This is a genomic window from Shimazuella sp. NTD250 (genome assembly GCF_059510375.1).
This window is the reverse complement of the sequence record NZ_JCAJZS010000001.1, coordinates 191743-210425: the sequence shown is the minus strand read 5'-3', so window position 1 is coordinate 210425 and position 18683 is coordinate 191743. Positions and strand designations below refer to the sequence as shown.

The following is an 18683-nucleotide window of genomic DNA, read 5'->3' as shown; positions in this document are numbered from 1 at the left end:
AGAAACCCCCATTCCAAGTGTTAGCGAAGGAGAAGGTTCATCCCAACAAGGTCACAGGTTAATAGAATAGAAAAGAGCCTTTGGGATTATACTCAAAGGCTCTAGCATTGTTCCAAGGAAAAAAAACCGATTTAATGTGTGAGGAAAAAGTATAACTATCTACAAATTCTTCATTAACTGCTAGAGGTTCATTTGTCATTTTTCACATATACTACAAATGGTTGCAGGTCTATATCCGTGTTGTAACTAAACCCTTCCATGTAAATCGTGAATGGCTGGTTAAAATGGATAGCAGGAAATGTGACCACACCATCAGAAACGGTACCAGGGAGAATTTCAGATGGTACTTCTTTATAAGTTCCCGAGTAGGAATTGTCGAATTCGTATTGCTTTCCATTTTGAATCAAGTGCATTTGTGCGGAATACAAATTGAACTTGTACTTGGAATCATTGGTGATTTTTAGATAGACTCGTGTTTGTTTCTCTGCTAACTCTACTCTTTCTATTTTGATCTTGTTTCCAAACTGATTTTTCTCCTGATTCACTGAGATTACATGAGTAGCAGGATAATAAGATGTTACATAATCAGATTTTTCTATTTTTGTAGCAATAATCATGGGAGAATGGCGAGTTTGGTTTAACGTATTTGTGTACTCGTAGTCTCCTGCAACGACACCACTTACTTTTACAAAATCATTTCCTTTCCATTGATCCGTTTTTCCTTTGATGAAAACGTCGTTGTTTAAATCCGGGTCAGTGTAGATCTGAAGTTTTCCATCCGAGATATTGGAGATTTGTCCATAGATCACGATCGAACGATCCTTCAACTTATCAGTATCGGTGTAAAAAGTAGACATCTCTGTTTTTTTTACCAGATTTTTGTTTGAAAAAGTGGCCGTGCTGTCTGGGTCATCTGAAAATATAGAAATAATAATAAAGTAAAGGATTAATACAATGCAAATTGATCCTAATATCTTTCTCATATAATTCTCCTTCGAACGCGATTATATATCCGAATAATAGCATAAAATTATTTATATATAGCATTTAATGAAAATTATTTTTTTACCTTTTTTATTAGAACAAATGAAGGATAACACCATTTTTTCAGAAAAAATAGATTTATATGATAGTATATACGGAATGTATATGAAGTTTGAAAAGGAGAATGAAAGGAAGATATTGCAAAACGCAGATAGTATACGTGCTTTTGTGAAGAATTTGTTGGTTCAGTTGGAGCAAAAAAGATAAATCCAATTTCGATACAGTAACTCTTTGGGGTGGAGTAAAATTATTTGGGGGCAGGGTGAGAACAGGGGATTGTTGGTGTTATTCGAATAATTATTTGCTTTATAAAAATGATGCGGCGGCTGACTACGCTCCCTGACTGATGTCAGGAAAGTAGCCAGCCGCCGAGACGAGATCAGCCTCGCAGGGAGATGACCTCCTCGACCACTCCACTTGGGAAGACGACGAACCCGGTACGGCTGACGAACTGGGTTCGGATGACCAACCCGGTTCGGTTGACGAACACGGTACGGATGAAGAACCCAGTACGGATGACCAACACGGTACGGATGAAGAACCCAGTACGGATGACCAACACGGTACGGATGACCGACACGGTACAGATGGCCAAAGTCGGTGGCATGGTTTCCTCGTCGCACGGGAACGGCTCCATCCTCTCGGTGGCAGCTCCATCACGGTCGACGACGAACCCGGAATCGATCATCTCGATGATCTTCACGTCACGACTCCCTCAAAGGATTGGTGTTCACACTAAGTCCACTTACTTCGATCTTATAGCAATCTATTTGAGCTGTCAAACTCAGTAATCACTTATCTTTGCGCTATTTTTCAATTGAATGGTATCACCTTTTTTGAACGGAGCTTTGGAAACTTCTTTACGTTAAATCAAAAAAAATCCATCGATTCGATGACTATTTTTTGACCTTGGATTGGGGATATTCCCCTAAAAGTATAGAAAGGCTTCATTTATTGTGAAATAATAAATGAAAATAGGGAAAGTTATGATATTAAAGGAAAATGCAACATGAAAATAGAGGTGAATAAATGAATCAGGTAATTATTCAATCAGATAAATTGATATTTAGAAAAACAAACAGTAGTGATTTAGAGTTCGTTCTTCGAGTAGAAAAAGAAAATACCCCTTTCATTGATTGTTGGGCAATCGATCAACACACTCATGCTATGGAGAGCCCAGAGATGGAACACCTGATCATACAAAGTGTTTCAACGGGGAATAAGGTTGGATATATTATCATGAACGATCTTGATAATCTTCATGGATCATTCTATTTAAAACGTATCGTGATCAATGAAAAGAGGCAAGGTTACGGAAGAGAGGCACTAAGACTATTAAAGAGCTGGTGTTTTAACCAATTACAGGCTCATCGGCTATACTTGGATGTAAAGGATTTTAACGAGCGAGCTCAGCAACTTTATGAAAGGGAAGGCTTTGCTGTAGAAGGTATTGCGAGGGAATGCCGAAAAGAGGGAGATAGTTATATTTCTCTTGTTTCGATGTCGATCCTCAAGCATGAATACCAGAATTCATAAAGCTCAATAAAAATGATTTTATGAGTGATAAGTATTTGGGGCATGAGTAAAGAATTTATTATTTATTTGTAGCAATACGACAAAAGAACCATCCCTTGTAGCATATGAGATAAAATGAAGTGGCTAGACAACATGTTACTGTCTAGCCAGATGAACCCTCGGGTTCAAATTAGAGGAGGTTCTGTCAAAATTCTGCGCTGGGAGGGTCCCAATCTACGCGGACTCCATTTTTATGTCCCTCCAGCCAAGTTTGGTATCTGCTTTCACTGTATTCATCGTGAACAGGATCAGGTTCAATCTCTTTTTTATAAACCTGTTCCAGATGCTCTATTTCTGGAGAAAAGTCGAACTCCTTCAGTAGTTTAAGATCATGATACGCATGGTATGCTGTTTCTGAACTCATGATCCTCGATTGGTTAGCACGAAAGTGACGGATAAGCTTTTCACAGTACTCTTCCGCACTTTCATTCAACCATTCATGCGATGTATACAACATACGATTGCAATCGTTGAATCGTGAATGCTTACCGTTTCTTTCCAACATCTTCAAGAGAAGAAGCATATACTTTTGAAAATGATGGATGGCGACGTGAAGATCCAACCCGAGTTCTCTCTGGTACTTCTCAAAGGCAACGAGCTTTACCCCATAAACTACATGTGCCATGTGTTTTTGCGATCGCATGTAATACTCTTCATCGAGCCACATTTTCAACAAGAGCCATCGAGAAGAGAACTTGGTAATCCTTGTCCCTCGACTTCGTTTTTGTTTTGGCTTAGGCTTGACGAAGTAAAGGAATCCCAGGGAAGCCATTAGCAGAGGGACAATGGCGAGCCACATACGGTCAGCTCCCAATAGTCCCCACATCAGACCTGCATACACGGGACCAATGACACTGCCCAGCTGCTTCAAGGTAGTAGCAGTAGCGTTAGCTGTTCCCAGTCGTTTTGCTGTCTGGTTGACCTTCTCCAAGATGGCGAGCCCAGTACCGGACATGGACATTCCAATGAGCATCCCAATCAACAGAAGAAGCCAGAAAGGATCATCCTTGTGGATCAAGGTAAAGCTCAGGATCAAGAATGTGATCCCACTTGTGATCACGACCTTATTCCAGCGGACTACCAGTTTGTGCATAATCGTAATCGACAAGGCACCATTTACTACCTCGGAAACGAAGAAAACCATTCCAGATCGATCGCCGACATAGGGGGTAAAGTAGCTGAGAAAAGCCCAGTACGCTGAACTGATTCCCACATCGGGAAGGGCTGCAATCAAAGCCTCCTTGTTAAAGGCTTTCTGTGGCCAGCGAATCAGTGTGAGTACGGACTTCTTGATCTTCCACCGCCAATATCTTTTTTCTCGACGGTTATAGCGATCAGCTAGGATTACCCAAGAGACGACCACGGCAGCCAGTCCGCCGAAACACACTGCGAGAAGCCAGAGCAGATGGACGTGATGAACGAGCTTCAATCCATAGGCAGTGGCAACTCCTGCACCTAGAAAGTTCAGCCCATTGATCAGACCATGAATCTGTGCTCGAAAACTTTCACTAGCGGACAAGACTCTCATACGAACAAATACCAAAATGGCATTCAATACTTGGGCAAACAGCACACCATTTAGTACCCGGATGGCTACGTATGCCTGAAGACTATGAGCAAAGGGATACAATCCATATACTCCAGCCAAGCAGGGCAAGAAGAGGAGCAATAGTCGCTGAGGGCCATATCGCTCTGTGATGTTTCCAACAAACAAGTTAAACAGAAGGGCTGTCATGGTATACGAGATGACAATCATACCTGTCGGCAATCCCTGTTCATACACAATCAAATGCAGGGGTTGAGTGATGAACGTTGGAATCGCAGCAACCACAAGAATCTGGGACAGCATCACCCCAGCTAGTTGGAGATATTCCAGCTGAAGTGTGCGCCACTTGGCGATCCTTCTCACGATAACTCCTTTGCGTGAAGAGCGAACCTTTCCCTTAATTTTACTTAATTTTCTGGATGATAACAAGTTAACCTTCTATTTAAGATCCCCGTAATGAGATCCATATATTTCTCTTGTTTCGATGTCGATCCTAAAGTATGAATACCAGAATTCATAAAGCTAAATATAAATGATTTCACCCCTCCATCGTAAATTATTGGACTGATCGTTCCTTAAAATGTATACTAGTTAGTATGAAAAGGGGGCGATGATGATCGGACGTATAAAAGAGTTTGACAAAGAGTACGTGCTTCATCAGGCAATGTTAGTTTTTTGGAAAAAAGGTTATGAAGCGACAAGTATACCAGATTTGTTGGAATCAATGAACATAAGCAGATCGAGTTTGTACGAAACTTTTGTTGATAAACAAACACTTTATATGGATGCACTTAACCACTATAAAAAAATCGGACAGAAAAAAAGAAGCCTGTTGGCTGGTAACTCAACTGTGAAAATGAGCATCAAACAGTATTTTGACCAGCATATTACAGATGCCTTTAATGGATTCTTACCAAGAGGGTGCATGATTACAAATGCCATTATTTCTTTAGATTCACCGGATGATCAATTTCGTAAATTAATAAAGACAAGTCTCGAGGATTTGGAACAGTCTTTTTATGAACTGTTAAGGAAAGGACAGCAAACTGGAGAAATTGACCCCGAAAAAGATATAAAAGTTCTTGCACACTTATTGCTTAATCTTAATCATAGTATAAATGTAATGTCCAAAATAAAGAGTGATAAGAAAGTGGTCTATGAAATGATGGAATCCGTGATCAAGATGCTATGAACAATTTTTTTTATTGTTTTCGGAACGATTAGTCCGATAAAAAAGTGATTTATTTGCAGGTAATAAACACATAAGGAGAGGAAAACATGAGTCAGACACAAATAGATTCGACTATCGATTTGCCAGAAGAAAAACCGTTGTCTCCAGGACTTATCTTGTTGATGTCGGTAGCTTGTGGACTGGCGGTCGCAAACTTGTATTATAATCAACCGTTGTTAGGCGAAATTGGCAGATCCATTCATGTTTCTGCCGACAAAATAGGTTTTATTCCCATGCTTACACAAATAGGTTATGCATTTGGTATGTTTCTTTTTATTCCTCTTGGTGACATGAAGGAAAAACGTAATCTTATCGTAGTTTTGTCACTGGCGGTTGGGATATCCTTGATTGGCGTAGCATCGGCGCAAAACTTAAGTTGGATGTATGCAGCTTGTTTGGCAGTTGGTTTCACGACTGTGGTACCACAGATCATTATTCCGTTGGCAGCACAACTGGCACCGTCAAAAGAACGAGGGAAAGTGATTGGTACTGTAATGAGCGGTCTTCTTATCGGTATTTTGCTTGCCCGGACGATTTCTGGTATTATCGGCGAAATACTGGGTTGGAGAGTTATGTATCTTATTGCAGCAGCAATCATGTTCTTACTTGCTTGTATGTTGTGGTGGCGGTTGCCAAAGACCAATACAAGCAATAGCATGACCTATGGTCAAGTGCTCCGGTCCCTCGTGGAATTGATTGTGCAGCAGAGAACACTAAGAGAGGCAGCACTGATCGGAGCGCTCATATTTGGCAGCTTTAGTGTCTTCTGGACATCACTTGCATTCTTATTAGAAGGGCCAGATTATGGTTATGGTAGCAGTGTCGTTGGGTTGTTCGGATTAGTAGGAGTAGTGGGGGCAACAGCTGCTTCTGTAATTGGCCGTCTGGTCGATCGAGTGAAACCTTATTTCTTGGTTAGCATGATGATTGTTGCAGTATTATTAGCGTTTGGTTCATTTTGGTTAACAGGTAAAATGATTGTAGGGCTAATTATTGGAGTTATTTTGCTCGATTTGGGTGTGCAGGGAACTCAGGTAGCCAATCAAGCTCGGATTTTTAGGCTGCTGCCAGAGGCGCGCAGCCGCTTAAATACCGTGTATATGGTTAGTTGTTTTATTGGCGGATCATTTGGATCTGCCCTTAGCAGCTATGCGTGGAGTCTTTGGGGGTGGAATGGTGTTTGTGCAGTTGGAGGAAGTATGGGATTAGCGGCATTGCTTTGCTGGCTTGTTCATCGAATCCCTAAAAACAAAGACTGACTTTTCTATAAAGCTGTAAGGGGAGATGAACCAAACAATCGAGGGTTGTTTGCAATCAATGGGGTTTGTCGATAAATAGTATGTAATAGGCTGGAAGAACAAAATCCAACCAGCCTATGTATTTGGTAAATCAGATTTCATCATTGCTTTTAAATCTCTGTCGGGGAGATTGAGTCGGAGTTCCATCAGTATTTGAGCATCTACTTGCTCATTAATGGTTAAGAAACGATTGTGAAATTGGTCATTAATCGGATCTTCCTCTTGAAGTTGACAGAGACTCATCATTTGCTGGAGTAGAGTCAAAAGGTCAGTTTGAATTTTGTGAAAAAATCTAGCATTTATTCGCTCAGCTCTCCCTTTAGGGGTTTTTCTTTTTTGTCAATTACAATTTTAACTAAATTTTATGATCTGAACAAGGTGAGATTCCTGTAACAAAGGCAATCATAGCAGAATAGGAGTGATGAGGTTGGAAGGATGCTTCCCTTAAGTTTGAGTGGTAAAGTTAGGCCGAGAGTATCAGCCTTCACCGAGGGATAATCGGACGGTGTCCTACAAGTTGGTATTCGCCAAGGCTTGGAATCTCCTTCCGGGTGCCTTGAACTGTGTTGGTAACAATACAGATTAAACGTGGACAGTTATGCAGTAGACCTGAAAGTGATAGAGCTTCGAAGAGGAAAGCCTTGGGAAGAATCTCAAAGGTTTTTTGATGGAAAAGAACAACTCATTATTATACTAAATGATTTGACTATGCTTTAAATCTGGACAAAATATTTTCAATTGCTGGTTTTGTTTTTTTAAAGTCTTTAGAAACAATTTCCCAAATAATCTGTTCATCAGTTTCAAAGAAAATATTTCTTAGTTCGATCATGCTTTTCCACGGAATTTCAGGGTATTTTAAACGTATCTCTTCTGGAACATATTTTGATGCTTCTCCGATTAATTCTAGATTACGAACAACGGCTTCTATAATTAATTGGTTTTCGTCAAATTGTTCAAAATTTAATCCGTATATATATTTTTCTATCTTATTCATGCATTCTAATATATCTTCTAAATAAAATAATGTTTTTTTCATTGATAAATAACCTCATTAAGGATCGTTTCCTTCAACTGTGGCTTTAAAGCATTCATTGTAACTAAATCCACATTTATACCTATTACTTCTTCTAAGTATTGCTTAAGCTCTACAAATGCCAGAACGATTGGGGCAGAAAACTCGACAAGTATATCAATATCACTTTCTGTTGTTTGTTCGCCCCTAGCATAAGAGCCGAAATAACCTAACTTTTTGACCTTATATTTTTCTTGTAACACAGGTTTAATCATCTGGAGTCGCTGATCTATGTTAGGTAGTACCATAGTACTTTCACAACCTTCCCTTTGAGATTTGCAACAAGCCACTATTTCATATGAGTAATCGAATAACAATTACTTTTTATGCTATCTATGTAGTAATGAAACACCAGCCTGAGTGGACTGGTGTTTCAATCAAATCATAATATTACTTTCCAGTTTCACCATCTCCAATCAATTGGTTAATTGGACTTGTTATTGCTTCTCTAAAATAAGACATAAAAACCTTCCTCTCTGTTCCAACCGATCTTTCTTTGTAAAAGATAAAACTTCTCTGCCCAATGGGAAAATTCTGTTTTGTTACCGATTTTATTATAACATGCTGCTAATTCATAAACAGCACTACATGTTCTATTTACATATTCATGTTTTTCACAAACGGTAACAGCTTCTTTAAAGTATGGGATGGCTTTTTCGTATTGTTCCTGTTTTTGATTCCATATTCCTACTACCATTAAAATTTTAGAAAACCGAAAATCATCATTAATTTCTCTACCAATTAAGAGTGCTTTTTCCATAAATTCTTGAGCTCGTACCCAATCTTGTTGTGTTATATATAGACTGGTTAAATAAGTGTAGGTATCAGCATGTCTTCGTGAAAATTTTCTTTCTGGGTCTAAATCTAGGACAAGATAAAAATGTTCTAATGCTTGCTCATACTTCTCTTGTTTTAGGTAAATGTTTCCTAATATATTAAGAAAATCAAGCAAGAGACTTCTTTGCGATACATTGCGGTGTGTAATTGCGATACTTTCTTTGCAATAATGCAACGCTTCCTCTATCTTCTGATTTTCAATAAGAAGAATACAATGCGATTTATAGAGCAATAACCTTACTCTTACACTTTTTATTTGATCTATTGAAGGCCATATTTGTTTGATTAGTCTAACTGCTTCTTTTCGACGTTCTGATTTTCGTAAGTATAGGATTTTATTACCAATTAACGCGTATTTTATTTCGGCTCGTTCCTCTTCTGAAAATTGTTTCAGCCCTTCATCTGCGTAATAAATTGCTTCTTGAAGGTTGTTTTGTTCATAGGAACAAGTGCTCAATTCGTTATAGCACTTTGCCAATAAATTTGGTTTGGCAATCAAAGTTTGTTTTTTACAAAGAGGAAGTGTTTCTTTCCAGATTTTTTTTGCTTTTCCCCAATTCTGGAGGCCATAATAGTATAACCCTTGTAGATATTGTGAATAGGGAAACAAAGCATGGTATTCCGTTGGTTGATAACGGGTGAGCAGTTGTTGAGCTTGATCTAACTCTTCATCATCGATTAAATCCTCTACGCATTCTAGTTTACATCTTAATGTCTCTATTTCCTCTAACTCCTTTTGTTTTAGCTCCTCAAGTTCTTCCTCACTAATATTCAAATTTTGAAACAGATGCAGCACTTTACTCTTAGAAGGGTTTCTTTCCAAATTTTCAATATGAGAAATCGTCCCAGTAGAAATATTTTTATCACTTAAATTTTCCAAAGAAAGTCCACGCTCCAAGCGAAATTTTCTAGCCATATATGCCAGCAGGGGTAAATCTTTTGAAAAGTCCATGTGTTACCCTCACTTTTTTTAATTATAGTTTGTATAAATATTATGGTTGAATGTTTTATGTTTATCAAATATTGGTTTTTAAATTATCATTCAGAATTATATTGAAGCAAAGGTCGATTATCTAGCTTTTTAAAGAGAGAAGAGGATGGATTAGAGAAAACCTTCAATTAGCCGAGAAAAAAGCATTTAAAATTTGGTTATTGATGGGAAATTATATCTTTCGCTATAATTCGTGGTAAGAGAGAACGAACAGGAATCAGCCTAAATTTATAGTGGAGGTCTGGAATGGAAAAATCAAAAAACAAAAGTGTAAATACACAGCTGCCCTCACTGCTGGGTGGAAATATCATTCAAATCATGGTATCTGGAAAAACGGCTAAAGTGAAACGGTTTTGGGAGCTTATCGTGAATTCCACAGCATATCGATTGATGCCAAACGCAAGTAAGGGTTTTGATGTTTTGGATCATCAGCAAAATACACATGTCGTCATGCAGCTAGAAGAAAATTTGTCTCAACAGAGGAAAGAATGTACGGTTCAAATCGAAACAGTAGATGGCAAGAAGCTTGAATTTGTCTTATTGGATGCCCAAATGATAGAAATGTCAGAGGGAATGACATATATTCATGGAAAATCCTATGACATCTTCGCTGATCCAATCCGAGAATAAGAGGGTGGGAACAATGGAGTTGAACGATACATTGAAAATAGGCGAAAAATTAGCGGAATATTTTGTTTATTATTGCAGTGAGGCAGAACACTATGTTCCGCTCGTTGACCATCTGCGAGAAGCTAACACTCGATCTGAAGTCGTGACATCGATCTGTATCCTTTTGCGATATGGGAGATTGCACTTAAAACAAGGACTAGAGGGGATAACTCAAAAGAAAATGGATGAGCTTTATCGGTTTATTCGCAATGGAAAAAAAGCAGAAGTCAGCCGATTTCATTCGTCTCTTATAACCTATATTTCTACCTTTGAGTTAGAGAATATGCGCCAGCAAGAACGTTATTTGCTGGAGTTGCTTACTTGAATGGTAGGAGGGATTCTACAAGATGATACTAGAATAACAATAAAGATTCTTTTGGGAGATGTTATGATGAAGACTATTTTTCTAAGTTTTACTCCTGCTCCATTTTACGATCCGATAAAGGACGGGTTAAAGCGGTATGAGTATCGAAGTAGATTTCGTAATGAAGAGTGCTATGCGTATTTGTATGTTGTAGAACCGTGGGAAGTTTGTATTTATTAATGGAATATCGAAATGGATGTATAAAGAAAAAATACAAAATATTACCTAATTGAAAGCGGATCACCCTCTATTTACACGGTATTTTTGCTTATTGTATTATGAAGATAATAACAAATATTTCAGATATAAATATAATAACATTTTTCACCAAATTCGCTCGTTACGCGTGTCTTCTGCGTCGATTATAAAAGCCATAAAGGACGCTCCAGTCAAGCAAAGCGAGACTTGTGCCTTATATTAATTCGCTGGGATTATTTGTATCAATTTTTGCTTAAGTCGAGTCTATAATGGTGATTTCAAAAAATTTAAAGGGGGGATGTTAGCATGAAAATGCATTATACAGGCATTACGGTGATATTCATATTCGCTCTCGTCGTTTCTAGTTTTTTTGTCCCAATAAAAGCGGTTGATGCTTTGTCATATGACGGTACCAATCCATATACAACTGGTTGTGCTTCCAAAAGCTCTTTTGTATATCAAACCAAGTACATTAAGAATAGTAATGGGACGACGATTGGGTATGTACAATTATGGGGAAGTTCTTACTGTCATACTGCTTGGGCTAAAGTGTATTTATACAAAGCTGCTCCTTATAATGACTATGGCAATGCAAGGATCTATAGAAAAGATGGTAAATCATTAGGTTGTGATAACTCAGGTGGAAACGGAAATGTTGATTATGGGCAACATTCTTGCTTCACTGGACAATTATGGGATAAAGATCCGTATAAATCTTGGGCTTTTGGAGTCATAAATGGTAATCGTGCTAACACAGATAGGTTTTAATTTCGTTTCCTTTTGCAGAGGATATCTTGGGTGACCTTGGTGAAGAAACTTAACTAGTAAAAGGTAGAATAAAAGAATCCAATGGTGCGACTCCATTGGATTCTTTGGGTATGAGTGCAAATTCCTAATAAATAAATATGAGTGCGGTTTTCTACACAACGAACAATATCTCCATCGAACAACATCAATCTATGTTTTCTCCTTTTCCTCCTCTCTGGCTCTTCTTTATACTATGAAAGATAGAGAGTAGATGTGAGAGGCTATAGTCTATTTTTATATAAAATCTTTTTTGAATGAAAAAAAATAGAGATGAGGAAACACCAGCCTGAGTGGACTGGTGTTCGATAACAAATCATATTGTTTTATCCATTCCATATGTTTGAATGATTGTGGTGGGCTGTGTGCATAAAAATTTTCTCTTCTTCATTGGTTTGATCATATCCAGATACCAATTAGAAGTATAGCCTTTACTCTCTGCATATTTCTTGATCTGATAAGCAGCCGTATCTGTCATTCTCGCTTGGGCTGCAAATGGAATACTATGTTCCACTGGAACTGCATAGAGAGACTCTGTTTCAAAGGCATAATCTTTTGCTTTTATCATCTCTGGATAGTGCTCTTCCCAAGTCTTTTCCAAATTCACATGGTAGAGGAAGATAGGCTGCATTTTTTGAGTTGGCACCACGATTCCGTCGAAATGAGCTCGATCTATTTTGAGATTACACTCTTCCTCTAGTTCTCTCATCACACAGGAGAAAAAGGGATCATCTTCCGTAAAATCAACTTCATTTACAGTTCCTGCACATGCCATTCCATAACTGCCAGAAGAGATGGCCACATTTTTTGTGCGTTTTACAATCCCGATTTTTCCTTCCTTATCCACAATCAACACACTTACGGCAACAATGTTAGCTAAGGATTTATTGAGTAAAACGTCCTCTACTTTTCGTGGAGAATTGTACTTTTTTACTTCCCCAATTACTTGATCCATGACAGTAAATAGACGAAAAGAACGAATTACGGTAGCTATTTGGTTTCGAAAAGATCGAATAGGTGAATTTGCTGGGTAAACAGTTAAGTTGGTAGCGATAAAATCAAAAAAATCGACCAATGAAATTTGCATTTCTAATCCTGTATCTGTGTTTCCAATTCTATCTAAGCGAACACAAGCCCCATTATGTGGATTTGAGCCGTTTCTTTTTGCGTAAAACTCGACAAGATAATCCCGTTCCAGCTTTGTGATAGGGGAGTGGAAAGGGGACACTTTTGTTTTTTTTAATGTTTTAATAGAGTGGCTCTCAAGAAAAAATACACGCTCATCTGGATGGATCAGACGGCGGATTATTTGGAATACGCCTGACATTCGCAAATACAAAAGCAAATAAGCGACCCCTCCGACAAGGGCAGCAGCAATAAGATTTGCAACTACATTTTCAAATACACCTGTTAAAGTCATCCAACCCCTCCACATATCTATGTATACTTATTATACAAAATTTACTGTATTTTATCTCATTGCTAACGACAGGAATTAATTTTGGGTGTCTAAAATGGACTGACCGGCTGATACAAAGTAATCAGCCGGTCGTGTGTTCCCATTAAGGGATTAAATAATCTATTCTCTGTTTCTTTTTCAGGACGATCTGAGCAACATCAGGGTACGTCAAGTAGATACGACGAAAATTCTCTTGCTTCCATGTGGAAAGCTAGAAGAGTGTGATAATGGGCGAACCGTTTATCTATTTTTTGGGTACATAAACCCATAATCATTTTCGATGTATTCCATATACAACTTCAACAATGGAGTGTAGTCTGGAATAACTGTCTCGGCTCCTGCATCATAGAGTCGCATAGCTCCCTGAAAAGTATCTGCATAGCCGAGAAAGGGAACTTCAGCTGCCTCTGCTGCTTGATAGTCGGTTGGCGAATCACCAATCATCAAACATTGCGTAGGTTTTAGCCGCAACTGGCGCATCGCATCTCGGAGGATTTTAGGGTCAGGCTTAAGGGATCGCAATTCTGAATCAACCCTACCGAAGACATTTCTTTCAAAGTAATCCTGCCATCCATTTTTGTTAATAACCGTGTAAGCAGCATCGAAGTGGTTGTTGGTTGTTATTGCCAAGGCTTTGTTTTCTAGTTTAAGCTCTTGGAGCAATTGGTCCACAAAAGCAATGGGTGGAGCATCACATGCTGCCGAAATTTCCTTTCCAGTCAGCCAGTTTACCCATCTAGGAATATGGCATTCAGGCCAAGTACGAACTACTGATCGAAGGATTTCAAATGAATCATCTACCAGCAACGCCTCTTCTGGCAAAAGCCCATATCTCCGAAGTTCTCGTTTCAGGTCATGAGCTATTTCGAACGCTGGGTACGATCCAAAGAGCCGAACAAGTACTCCATCCATGTCGAAAAGGATGCCCTCTGCGCGATCTATCATCGCTTGCATGGTTTCCTTCGATGGGTCGGTATACCGATCGAATGCTTCAAACAAAGACATTATGCTCCTTAGGATCAAAGAGGCTTCTTTTAATGTTATTCTAACAAATGAAAATGAAAATTTCAAAAAGTGGAATTGGTTTACACAAAAAAAGAACGGTGTCGTTAAAATTGATAAAGAGGTGCCTTGTTCTCCTATACAAGCTCCTATGAGGGATAAAGCAGAGGAGATTATTGCTAAAATAAAAAACATAGCAAATTAGCAAGATAACATAAAAAATCCAAGGGGTGAGTACCACCTTGGATTTTTGAATAAGTGCGTTTTTTGTCTGAATCATTCAAATTCATGAAGAAATGCGGGTAACTGAAAACAATTATGTAAAATATTGCAGTTCACATATTTGGTTTGCTTATCAAATGTATCAATGTTGATATGGTGGTGTTTTTTAGAACCTATCGTAAAGCTCCATAATGCTCCTGGATATGTAGGGACAGTGGCTATATACAATTTACGATGCGCAAAGATTTCTCCGATTCGCTCATAGGTCTGAGCAGTGATTTCTCTATTCAAAAAAGGAGACATGCTTTGGCAGACCATTAAACCATCTGCTTTTAACGCTTGATAGACGTCTTGGTAAAACGTTTTGGTGAAAAGTGCTTCTCCTGGACCGACTGGATCAGAGGAGTCTATGATGATGACATCATATTCATCCTGATGTTCTTTTACATATTTCATGCCATCTGTAAAGTGAAAATGGACTCTTGGATCAGATAATCTTCCAGATACTTCTGGAAGATATTCAAGGCACAGCTTTACGACAGTTTGATCGATCTCCACTTGATCAATGGTTTCAACCTGTTCGTATTTGGCAACTTCATGAGCCGCTCCACAATCTCCTCCGCCGATGAGCAATACCTTCTTTGCATTTGGATGAATAGCCAAGGGTACATGTGTGATCATTTCATTATAAATATGTCCATCAGCAGTAGTTGTTTGAACGACACCATCTAGTACCAAGGTACGCCCAAAATCGTAGGAATCGACAATCATTACATGTTGAAATTCAGATTGTTCTTCCACGACAATCTCTTTTAGTCGATAACTGATTTTTAAGTTATCTCGATCGTCTTCAACGAGCCAAGTTTCGCCGTTTATTTGGTGGGTATAAGCAGTCATGATAAAGCTCCTTTTCTGTAGTGTGGTCAGCAAAGGTTAGAAGTTTTTCCTACTACGAATGGACCATCCGATGTATACATCTTTGAGTGCTTTTCCTTTGTAGAAAGAGAAGGTATGATTCACCTTTTCCCCGTTGTAGCTTCCCCAGTACTTTATGATTCCACCTCCATCGACAGTAAATGTTATGGTACCTGTGATTCCTGCACCGACTAAATAAATCGTACGACTTACAGCAGCATTTACTCTGACTCCAGCAGGCATGGTGATATCGAAGTGAAAGTAAGATAATTTTCCTTTTTCACGATCCATTATCAGTTTGCCACCGATTGCAGAGGGTCTAAAAATTTGGTTGTCGGGATCGAAGAATGTCATGGAATCCACCTGTTTTCCCAGAAGTTGTGAATTTCATTATATAAATAAACACAGAATCAAGTAAATAAGTATTGCTTTAAGGACTGAACTTTATCGGAAAATTGTTATAAATTCATGTTTGATTTTTATTTGTATAAAAATGAAATTGGTTCTAAATCTTTGGATCTCTCCAGAGGCTTTTTAGGCATTTTAGAAAACGAGTTGGATATTTATTCTAGAAAAATTTTATAGATATTATTTTTAGTTTTTAATATAATCATTTTAACCAAAATAGAAACAATGATTCTAATATAGGTACAGGTGATGATATGAGCTTAAAAACTTTGGATAATTCATTGTTTTTATTGGAATTTTTCACGAGAGAAACTCCTTCGTGGGGAGTTCGGGAGTTAGCAAAAGAATGTGAGATGAGTCATTCTGTTGTCCAACGAATTTTGTCAACCTTTGAAAAAAAGGGTTTTTTGATGAAGGACCCACAGACGCAAAAGTATGAGCTTGGAATTGGGTTTTGGGAGTATGGGCAGATGGTACAGGAAAAGATTCATCTGAATGATCTCATTCATCCTATTCTCGAGCGTATCTCTAAAAAAGGCGGGGAATCTGTTTTTTTTACCGTTTTGGATGGACAAGAGGGAGTATGTATGGATATTGCAGAAAGTCAGCAGATCATAAAATATGCCGTCTCGATAGGAAGTAGAACACAGTTATACGCGGGTGCTTCCAATAAAGTGATCATGGCATTTTTGTCCGAAGAACAACAAAAACAGATCATCGATAAAGGATTAAAGCCAGTGACACCTAACACCATTGTCGATGAAGAGAAATTAAGGCGGGATTTGATTGATATTCGCCAAAAAGGCTGGTGTTATTCCGTTGGAGAGTATACGGAATCGGTCTTTGGCATCGCGATTCCTCTCTTTAATTACCGCAACGAAGTTTTTTCTTCGCTGACAATTTCTGGTCCTGCATATCGGGCGAAAGAAGATCAGATCGAGTCTTTGTTGGTGCTGTTAAAAGAAGATGGAATGAAGATACAAGATTATTTTCATCGTCTGAGAATTGCCAAGATTTAAGAATGACAAAATTATAAGGTTGCAAGTGGAATTTTTTTAGCTGCAAAATATATAAAATTCTACATAAGAAGGAGGTAAGTTCGTTGTTTGGATATATCCTCAGACGGATTTTGTACATGATTCCTGGTTTCATCGGAATCATTCTCATCACATTTGTATTGTCACGTGTCCTTCCGGGTGATCCAGCCGTCATGATTGCTGGTGAACAAGCTCCACCTGATGTCATTGCCAAGATAAGAGTGGAGCAAGGTCTAGATCAACCTTTTACTATTCAATTCGTGAATTATGTGAAGAAGCTGTTTCAAGGAGATTTCGGTACAGCTTGGCATACTGGTCACACCGTTTTACAAGATTTTGCTTCCCGACTGCCAGCAACATTGGAGCTTACCTTAGCTAGTATTTTTATTGCGATTTTGATAGCGATTCCAGTAGGGATTATTGCGGCAGTGAAAAAAGAGTCCATTTTGGATCATATTTCGCGGATATTTTCTTTGATCGGGGCGTGTGTTCCTATTTTTTGGTTAGGATTGATGCTTATTTTTCTTTTCTATTCCAAATGGAGTATCTTTCCGGCACCGATGGGGAGGATCAGCGATGGGATTAATGCCCCAACGCATATCACAGGACTTTATGTGCTCGATAGTTTGTTTTCAGGAGACATGGTTGCGCTGAAAGATTCACTCTTGCATTTGATTTTGCCAGCTATTTGTTTAAGTACCGGCACGATGGCAATTGTCGCCAGAATGATGCGTTCGAGTATGTTGGAAGTTATCGGCCAAGATTACATTCGAACAGCTAGAGCAAAAGGGATGCGCGAGTCCAAAGTGATTATGAAACATGCTTTGAGCAATGCGTTTATTCCAACTTTAACATTACTCGGTTTGCAGTTTGGGTTTTTGATCGGCGGTGCGGTCATAACGGAGACCATATTCAGTTGGCCTGGAGTCGGTGGATATATAACGGATTCCATCTTGGCTACCGATTATGCACCTATCCAAGCATTTACGCTAATCAGTGCGATTGTATTTAGCGTCGTAAATCTATTGGTAGATGTCTTATATGGAGTGCTCGATCCGCGTATTCGATACGAGTAAATAGGAAGGAGGAAAAAGATGCCCGCAGCAGATGCAGCCTTCACAACTGTTTCGGTGAAGAAAAAGCAAAAAAAGAAAACGTTTTTAACCCTTTTGATCCGTAATCGCTTAGCAGTAATTGGTTTGTTTTTTATCGTCGGTTGGACATTACTTGCGATTGTAGCACCGTTCCTCTCGCCTCATTCCCCGACTGACACGGATACGTTATCTAAATTGCAGGGCCCTACTGCTGCACATTGGCTTGGAACAGATAATTATGGTCGTGATATTTTAAGCCGAATTCTCTATGGTTCACGAATATCCATTTGGACTGGGTTAATTGGTGTAGGGATATCTTTTATCATCGGGGTTCCTCTTGGAGCGATTGCCGCTTTCTATGGAGGAAAGTTGGGAAATTTCATTATGCGCTGTATGGATGTTTTGCTCGCATTTCCGTCTTTGATTTTAGCGATGGCAATCGCTGCTTCTCTCGGTCCTGGATTAATCAGTGCCATGATCGCTGTTGGTATTGTTGGAATACCAGAGTTTGCCCGATTGATGTTTGGGCAGACGATCACATTAAAGGAGAAAGAATTTGTAGAAGCGAGTAGAGCCATTGGGGTGAAAGATTCTACGATTATGTTTCGGCATATTTTCCCTAACACCTTGGGTCCTATTTTGGTACATGCCACACTTGGTATGGGTTTTGCCATCCTAGTTGCTTCTAGTTTGAGCTTTTTAGGTTTAGGCGTCCAACCACCTACTGCAGAGTGGGGAGCGATGATCTCGGAAGGCAGGGAGTATATCATCACAGGTCAGTGGTGGCTCGTTACCTTTCCTGGTCTAGCAATTGCAACTTCTATCCTTGGTTTCAATCTACTTGGTGATGGTTTACGAGATGTCTTAGATCCTCGACTTCGCTCAAGTAAATGAAATATATAAAATTACCTATCTGA

21 protein-coding genes are annotated in these 18683 nt (G+C 38.9%); 10 read left to right on the top strand and 11 right to left on the bottom strand.

Features of this window, described 5'->3' with window-relative positions:
• Positions 1-188 precede the first annotated feature (188 nt).
• Together AC5WOF_RS01110 and AC5WOF_RS01105 are read right to left on the bottom strand one after the other, a co-directional pair.
• The gene (locus AC5WOF_RS01110; protein WP_496048111.1) at positions 189-983 is read right to left on the bottom strand and encodes a hypothetical protein; all 795 of its coding nucleotides are present in this window, start codon (positions 981-983) and stop codon (positions 189-191) included.
• A 440-nt stretch (positions 984-1423) separates the two neighbouring features.
• Positions 1424-1747 (bottom strand): hypothetical protein, encoded by a 324-nt coding sequence (locus tag AC5WOF_RS01105; protein ID WP_496048110.1) that lies wholly within the window; start codon positions 1745-1747, stop codon positions 1424-1426.
• A gap of 326 nt (positions 1748-2073) precedes the next feature.
• Between AC5WOF_RS01105 and AC5WOF_RS01100 the strand changes: the two genes are divergently transcribed.
• Entirely contained in the window at positions 2074-2580 is a 507-nt protein-coding gene (locus AC5WOF_RS01100) for a GNAT family N-acetyltransferase (RefSeq protein ID WP_496048109.1), read from the top strand.
• Between the two features lie 184 nt (positions 2581-2764).
• Here AC5WOF_RS01100 and AC5WOF_RS01095 read toward each other — a convergent pair whose 3' ends face one another.
• Complete coding sequence (locus AC5WOF_RS01095) at positions 2765-4528, bottom strand: MFS transporter (RefSeq protein WP_496048108.1); 1764 nt, start codon at positions 4526-4528, stop codon at positions 2765-2767.
• A gap of 250 nt (positions 4529-4778) precedes the next feature.
• Between AC5WOF_RS01095 and AC5WOF_RS01090 the strand changes: the two genes are divergently transcribed.
• Positions 4779-5357, top strand: coding sequence for a TetR/AcrR family transcriptional regulator (locus AC5WOF_RS01090; protein WP_496048107.1), 579 nt, complete (start codon positions 4779-4781; stop codon positions 5355-5357).
• Between the two features lie 86 nt (positions 5358-5443).
• Positions 5444-6655, top strand: coding sequence for an MFS transporter (locus AC5WOF_RS01085; RefSeq protein WP_496048106.1), 1212 nt, complete (start codon positions 5444-5446; stop codon positions 6653-6655).
• Positions 6656-6769: 114 nt separating this feature from the next.
• On the opposite strand, the gene AC5WOF_RS01080 is transcribed toward AC5WOF_RS01085, so the two are convergent.
• The 4 genes from AC5WOF_RS01080 to AC5WOF_RS01065 form a co-directional block, all read right to left on the bottom strand.
• Positions 6770-6958: a hypothetical protein gene (locus AC5WOF_RS01080; RefSeq protein WP_496048105.1), complete on the bottom strand. Its 189-nt coding sequence runs from the start codon at positions 6956-6958 to the stop codon at positions 6770-6772.
• A 442-nt stretch (positions 6959-7400) separates the two neighbouring features.
• Entirely contained in the window at positions 7401-7730 is a 330-nt protein-coding gene (locus AC5WOF_RS01075; protein ID WP_496048104.1) for a HepT-like ribonuclease domain-containing protein, read from the bottom strand.
• Positions 7727-8014, bottom strand: a complete 288-nt coding sequence (locus AC5WOF_RS01070; RefSeq protein WP_496048103.1) for a nucleotidyltransferase family protein — start codon at positions 8012-8014, stop codon at positions 7727-7729. The genes AC5WOF_RS01075 and AC5WOF_RS01070 overlap by 4 nt, the downstream gene beginning before the upstream one ends.
• Before the next feature lie 200 nt (positions 8015-8214).
• Positions 8215-9555: a helix-turn-helix domain-containing protein gene (locus AC5WOF_RS01065; RefSeq protein WP_496048102.1), complete on the bottom strand. Its 1341-nt coding sequence runs from the start codon at positions 9553-9555 to the stop codon at positions 8215-8217.
• Between the two features lie 285 nt (positions 9556-9840).
• Here AC5WOF_RS01065 and AC5WOF_RS01060 point away from each other — a divergent pair, with 285 nt between their 5' ends.
• From AC5WOF_RS01060 to AC5WOF_RS01045, 4 genes are all read left to right on the top strand, one after another.
• Positions 9841-10224, top strand: a complete 384-nt coding sequence (locus tag AC5WOF_RS01060; protein WP_496048101.1) for a hypothetical protein — start codon at positions 9841-9843, stop codon at positions 10222-10224.
• Positions 10225-10237: 13 nt separating this feature from the next.
• Positions 10238-10588, top strand: coding sequence for a hypothetical protein (locus tag AC5WOF_RS01055; RefSeq protein ID WP_496048100.1), 351 nt, complete (start codon positions 10238-10240; stop codon positions 10586-10588).
• Between the two features lie 66 nt (positions 10589-10654).
• Positions 10655-10807: a hypothetical protein gene (locus AC5WOF_RS01050; RefSeq protein ID WP_496048099.1), complete on the top strand. Its 153-nt coding sequence runs from the start codon at positions 10655-10657 to the stop codon at positions 10805-10807.
• 324 nt (positions 10808-11131) lie between these two features.
• Positions 11132-11593, top strand: coding sequence for a DUF2690 domain-containing protein (locus AC5WOF_RS01045; protein ID WP_496048098.1), 462 nt, complete (start codon positions 11132-11134; stop codon positions 11591-11593).
• A gap of 352 nt (positions 11594-11945) precedes the next feature.
• Here the strand turns inward: AC5WOF_RS01045 and AC5WOF_RS01040 are convergent, their stop codons facing one another.
• The 4 genes from AC5WOF_RS01040 to AC5WOF_RS01025 all read right to left on the bottom strand — a co-directional run bounded on the left by AC5WOF_RS01040 (position 11946) and on the right by AC5WOF_RS01025 (position 15581).
• Positions 11946-13049 carry an NUDIX hydrolase gene (locus AC5WOF_RS01040; RefSeq protein WP_496048097.1) on the bottom strand — a complete coding sequence of 368 codons (1104 nt, stop codon included), beginning with the start codon at positions 13047-13049 and terminating at the stop codon, positions 11946-11948.
• Positions 13050-13328: 279 nt separating this feature from the next.
• A complete protein-coding gene (locus AC5WOF_RS01035; RefSeq protein ID WP_496048096.1) occupies positions 13329-14087 on the bottom strand; it encodes an HAD family hydrolase in 759 nt (252 codons plus the stop codon).
• A 279-nt stretch (positions 14088-14366) separates the two neighbouring features.
• On the bottom strand, positions 14367-15209 hold the full coding sequence (gene speE, locus AC5WOF_RS01030) for a polyamine aminopropyltransferase (protein ID WP_496048095.1): 843 nt from the start codon (positions 15207-15209) through the stop codon (positions 14367-14369).
• A 36-nt stretch (positions 15210-15245) separates the two neighbouring features.
• Positions 15246-15581, bottom strand: a complete 336-nt coding sequence (locus tag AC5WOF_RS01025) for a hypothetical protein (protein ID WP_496048094.1) — start codon at positions 15579-15581, stop codon at positions 15246-15248.
• A gap of 308 nt (positions 15582-15889) precedes the next feature.
• Here AC5WOF_RS01025 and AC5WOF_RS01020 point away from each other — a divergent pair, with 308 nt between their 5' ends.
• The 3 genes from AC5WOF_RS01020 (at position 15890) to AC5WOF_RS01010 (ending at position 18660) form a co-directional block, all read left to right on the top strand.
• Positions 15890-16654 carry an IclR family transcriptional regulator gene (locus AC5WOF_RS01020; RefSeq protein ID WP_496048093.1) on the top strand — a complete coding sequence of 255 codons (765 nt, stop codon included), beginning with the start codon at positions 15890-15892 and terminating at the stop codon, positions 16652-16654.
• An 83-nt stretch (positions 16655-16737) separates the two neighbouring features.
• On the top strand, positions 16738-17748 hold the full coding sequence (locus tag AC5WOF_RS01015; protein WP_496048092.1) for an ABC transporter permease: 1011 nt from the start codon (positions 16738-16740) through the stop codon (positions 17746-17748).
• A gap of 18 nt (positions 17749-17766) precedes the next feature.
• Positions 17767-18660: an ABC transporter permease gene (locus tag AC5WOF_RS01010; protein WP_496048091.1), complete on the top strand. Its 894-nt coding sequence runs from the start codon at positions 17767-17769 to the stop codon at positions 18658-18660.
• Positions 18661-18683 lie beyond the last annotated feature (23 nt).

Coding starts and splice junctions, on each gene's coding strand:
- AC5WOF_RS01110 (WP_496048111.1), bottom strand. CDS start 983: ATGAGAAAGATATTAGGATCAATTTGCATTGTATTAATCCTTTACTTT.
- AC5WOF_RS01100 (WP_496048109.1), top strand. CDS start 2,074: ATGAATCAGGTAATTATTCAATCAGATAAATTGATATTTAGAAAAACA.
- AC5WOF_RS01090 (WP_496048107.1), top strand. CDS start 4,779: ATGATCGGACGTATAAAAGAGTTTGACAAAGAGTACGTGCTTCATCAG.
- AC5WOF_RS01085 (WP_496048106.1), top strand. CDS start 5,444: ATGAGTCAGACACAAATAGATTCGACTATCGATTTGCCAGAAGAAAAA.
- AC5WOF_RS01075 (WP_496048104.1), bottom strand. CDS start 7,730: ATGAAAAAAACATTATTTTATTTAGAAGATATATTAGAATGCATGAAT.
- AC5WOF_RS01070 (WP_496048103.1), bottom strand. CDS start 8,014: ATGGTACTACCTAACATAGATCAGCGACTCCAGATGATTAAACCTGTG.
- AC5WOF_RS01065 (WP_496048102.1), bottom strand. CDS start 9,555: ATGGACTTTTCAAAAGATTTACCCCTGCTGGCATATATGGCTAGAAAA.
- AC5WOF_RS01060 (WP_496048101.1), top strand. CDS start 9,841: ATGGAAAAATCAAAAAACAAAAGTGTAAATACACAGCTGCCCTCACTG.
- AC5WOF_RS01055 (WP_496048100.1), top strand. CDS start 10,238: ATGGAGTTGAACGATACATTGAAAATAGGCGAAAAATTAGCGGAATAT.
- AC5WOF_RS01050 (WP_496048099.1), top strand. CDS start 10,655: ATGAAGACTATTTTTCTAAGTTTTACTCCTGCTCCATTTTACGATCCG.
- AC5WOF_RS01045 (WP_496048098.1), top strand. CDS start 11,132: ATGAAAATGCATTATACAGGCATTACGGTGATATTCATATTCGCTCTC.
- AC5WOF_RS01040 (WP_496048097.1), bottom strand. CDS start 13,049: ATGACTTTAACAGGTGTATTTGAAAATGTAGTTGCAAATCTTATTGCT.
- speE (WP_496048095.1), bottom strand. CDS start 15,209: ATGACTGCTTATACCCACCAAATAAACGGCGAAACTTGGCTCGTTGAA.
- AC5WOF_RS01025 (WP_496048094.1), bottom strand. CDS start 15,581: ATGACATTCTTCGATCCCGACAACCAAATTTTTAGACCCTCTGCAATC.
- AC5WOF_RS01020 (WP_496048093.1), top strand. CDS start 15,890: ATGAGCTTAAAAACTTTGGATAATTCATTGTTTTTATTGGAATTTTTC.
- AC5WOF_RS01010 (WP_496048091.1), top strand. CDS start 17,767: ATGCCCGCAGCAGATGCAGCCTTCACAACTGTTTCGGTGAAGAAAAAG.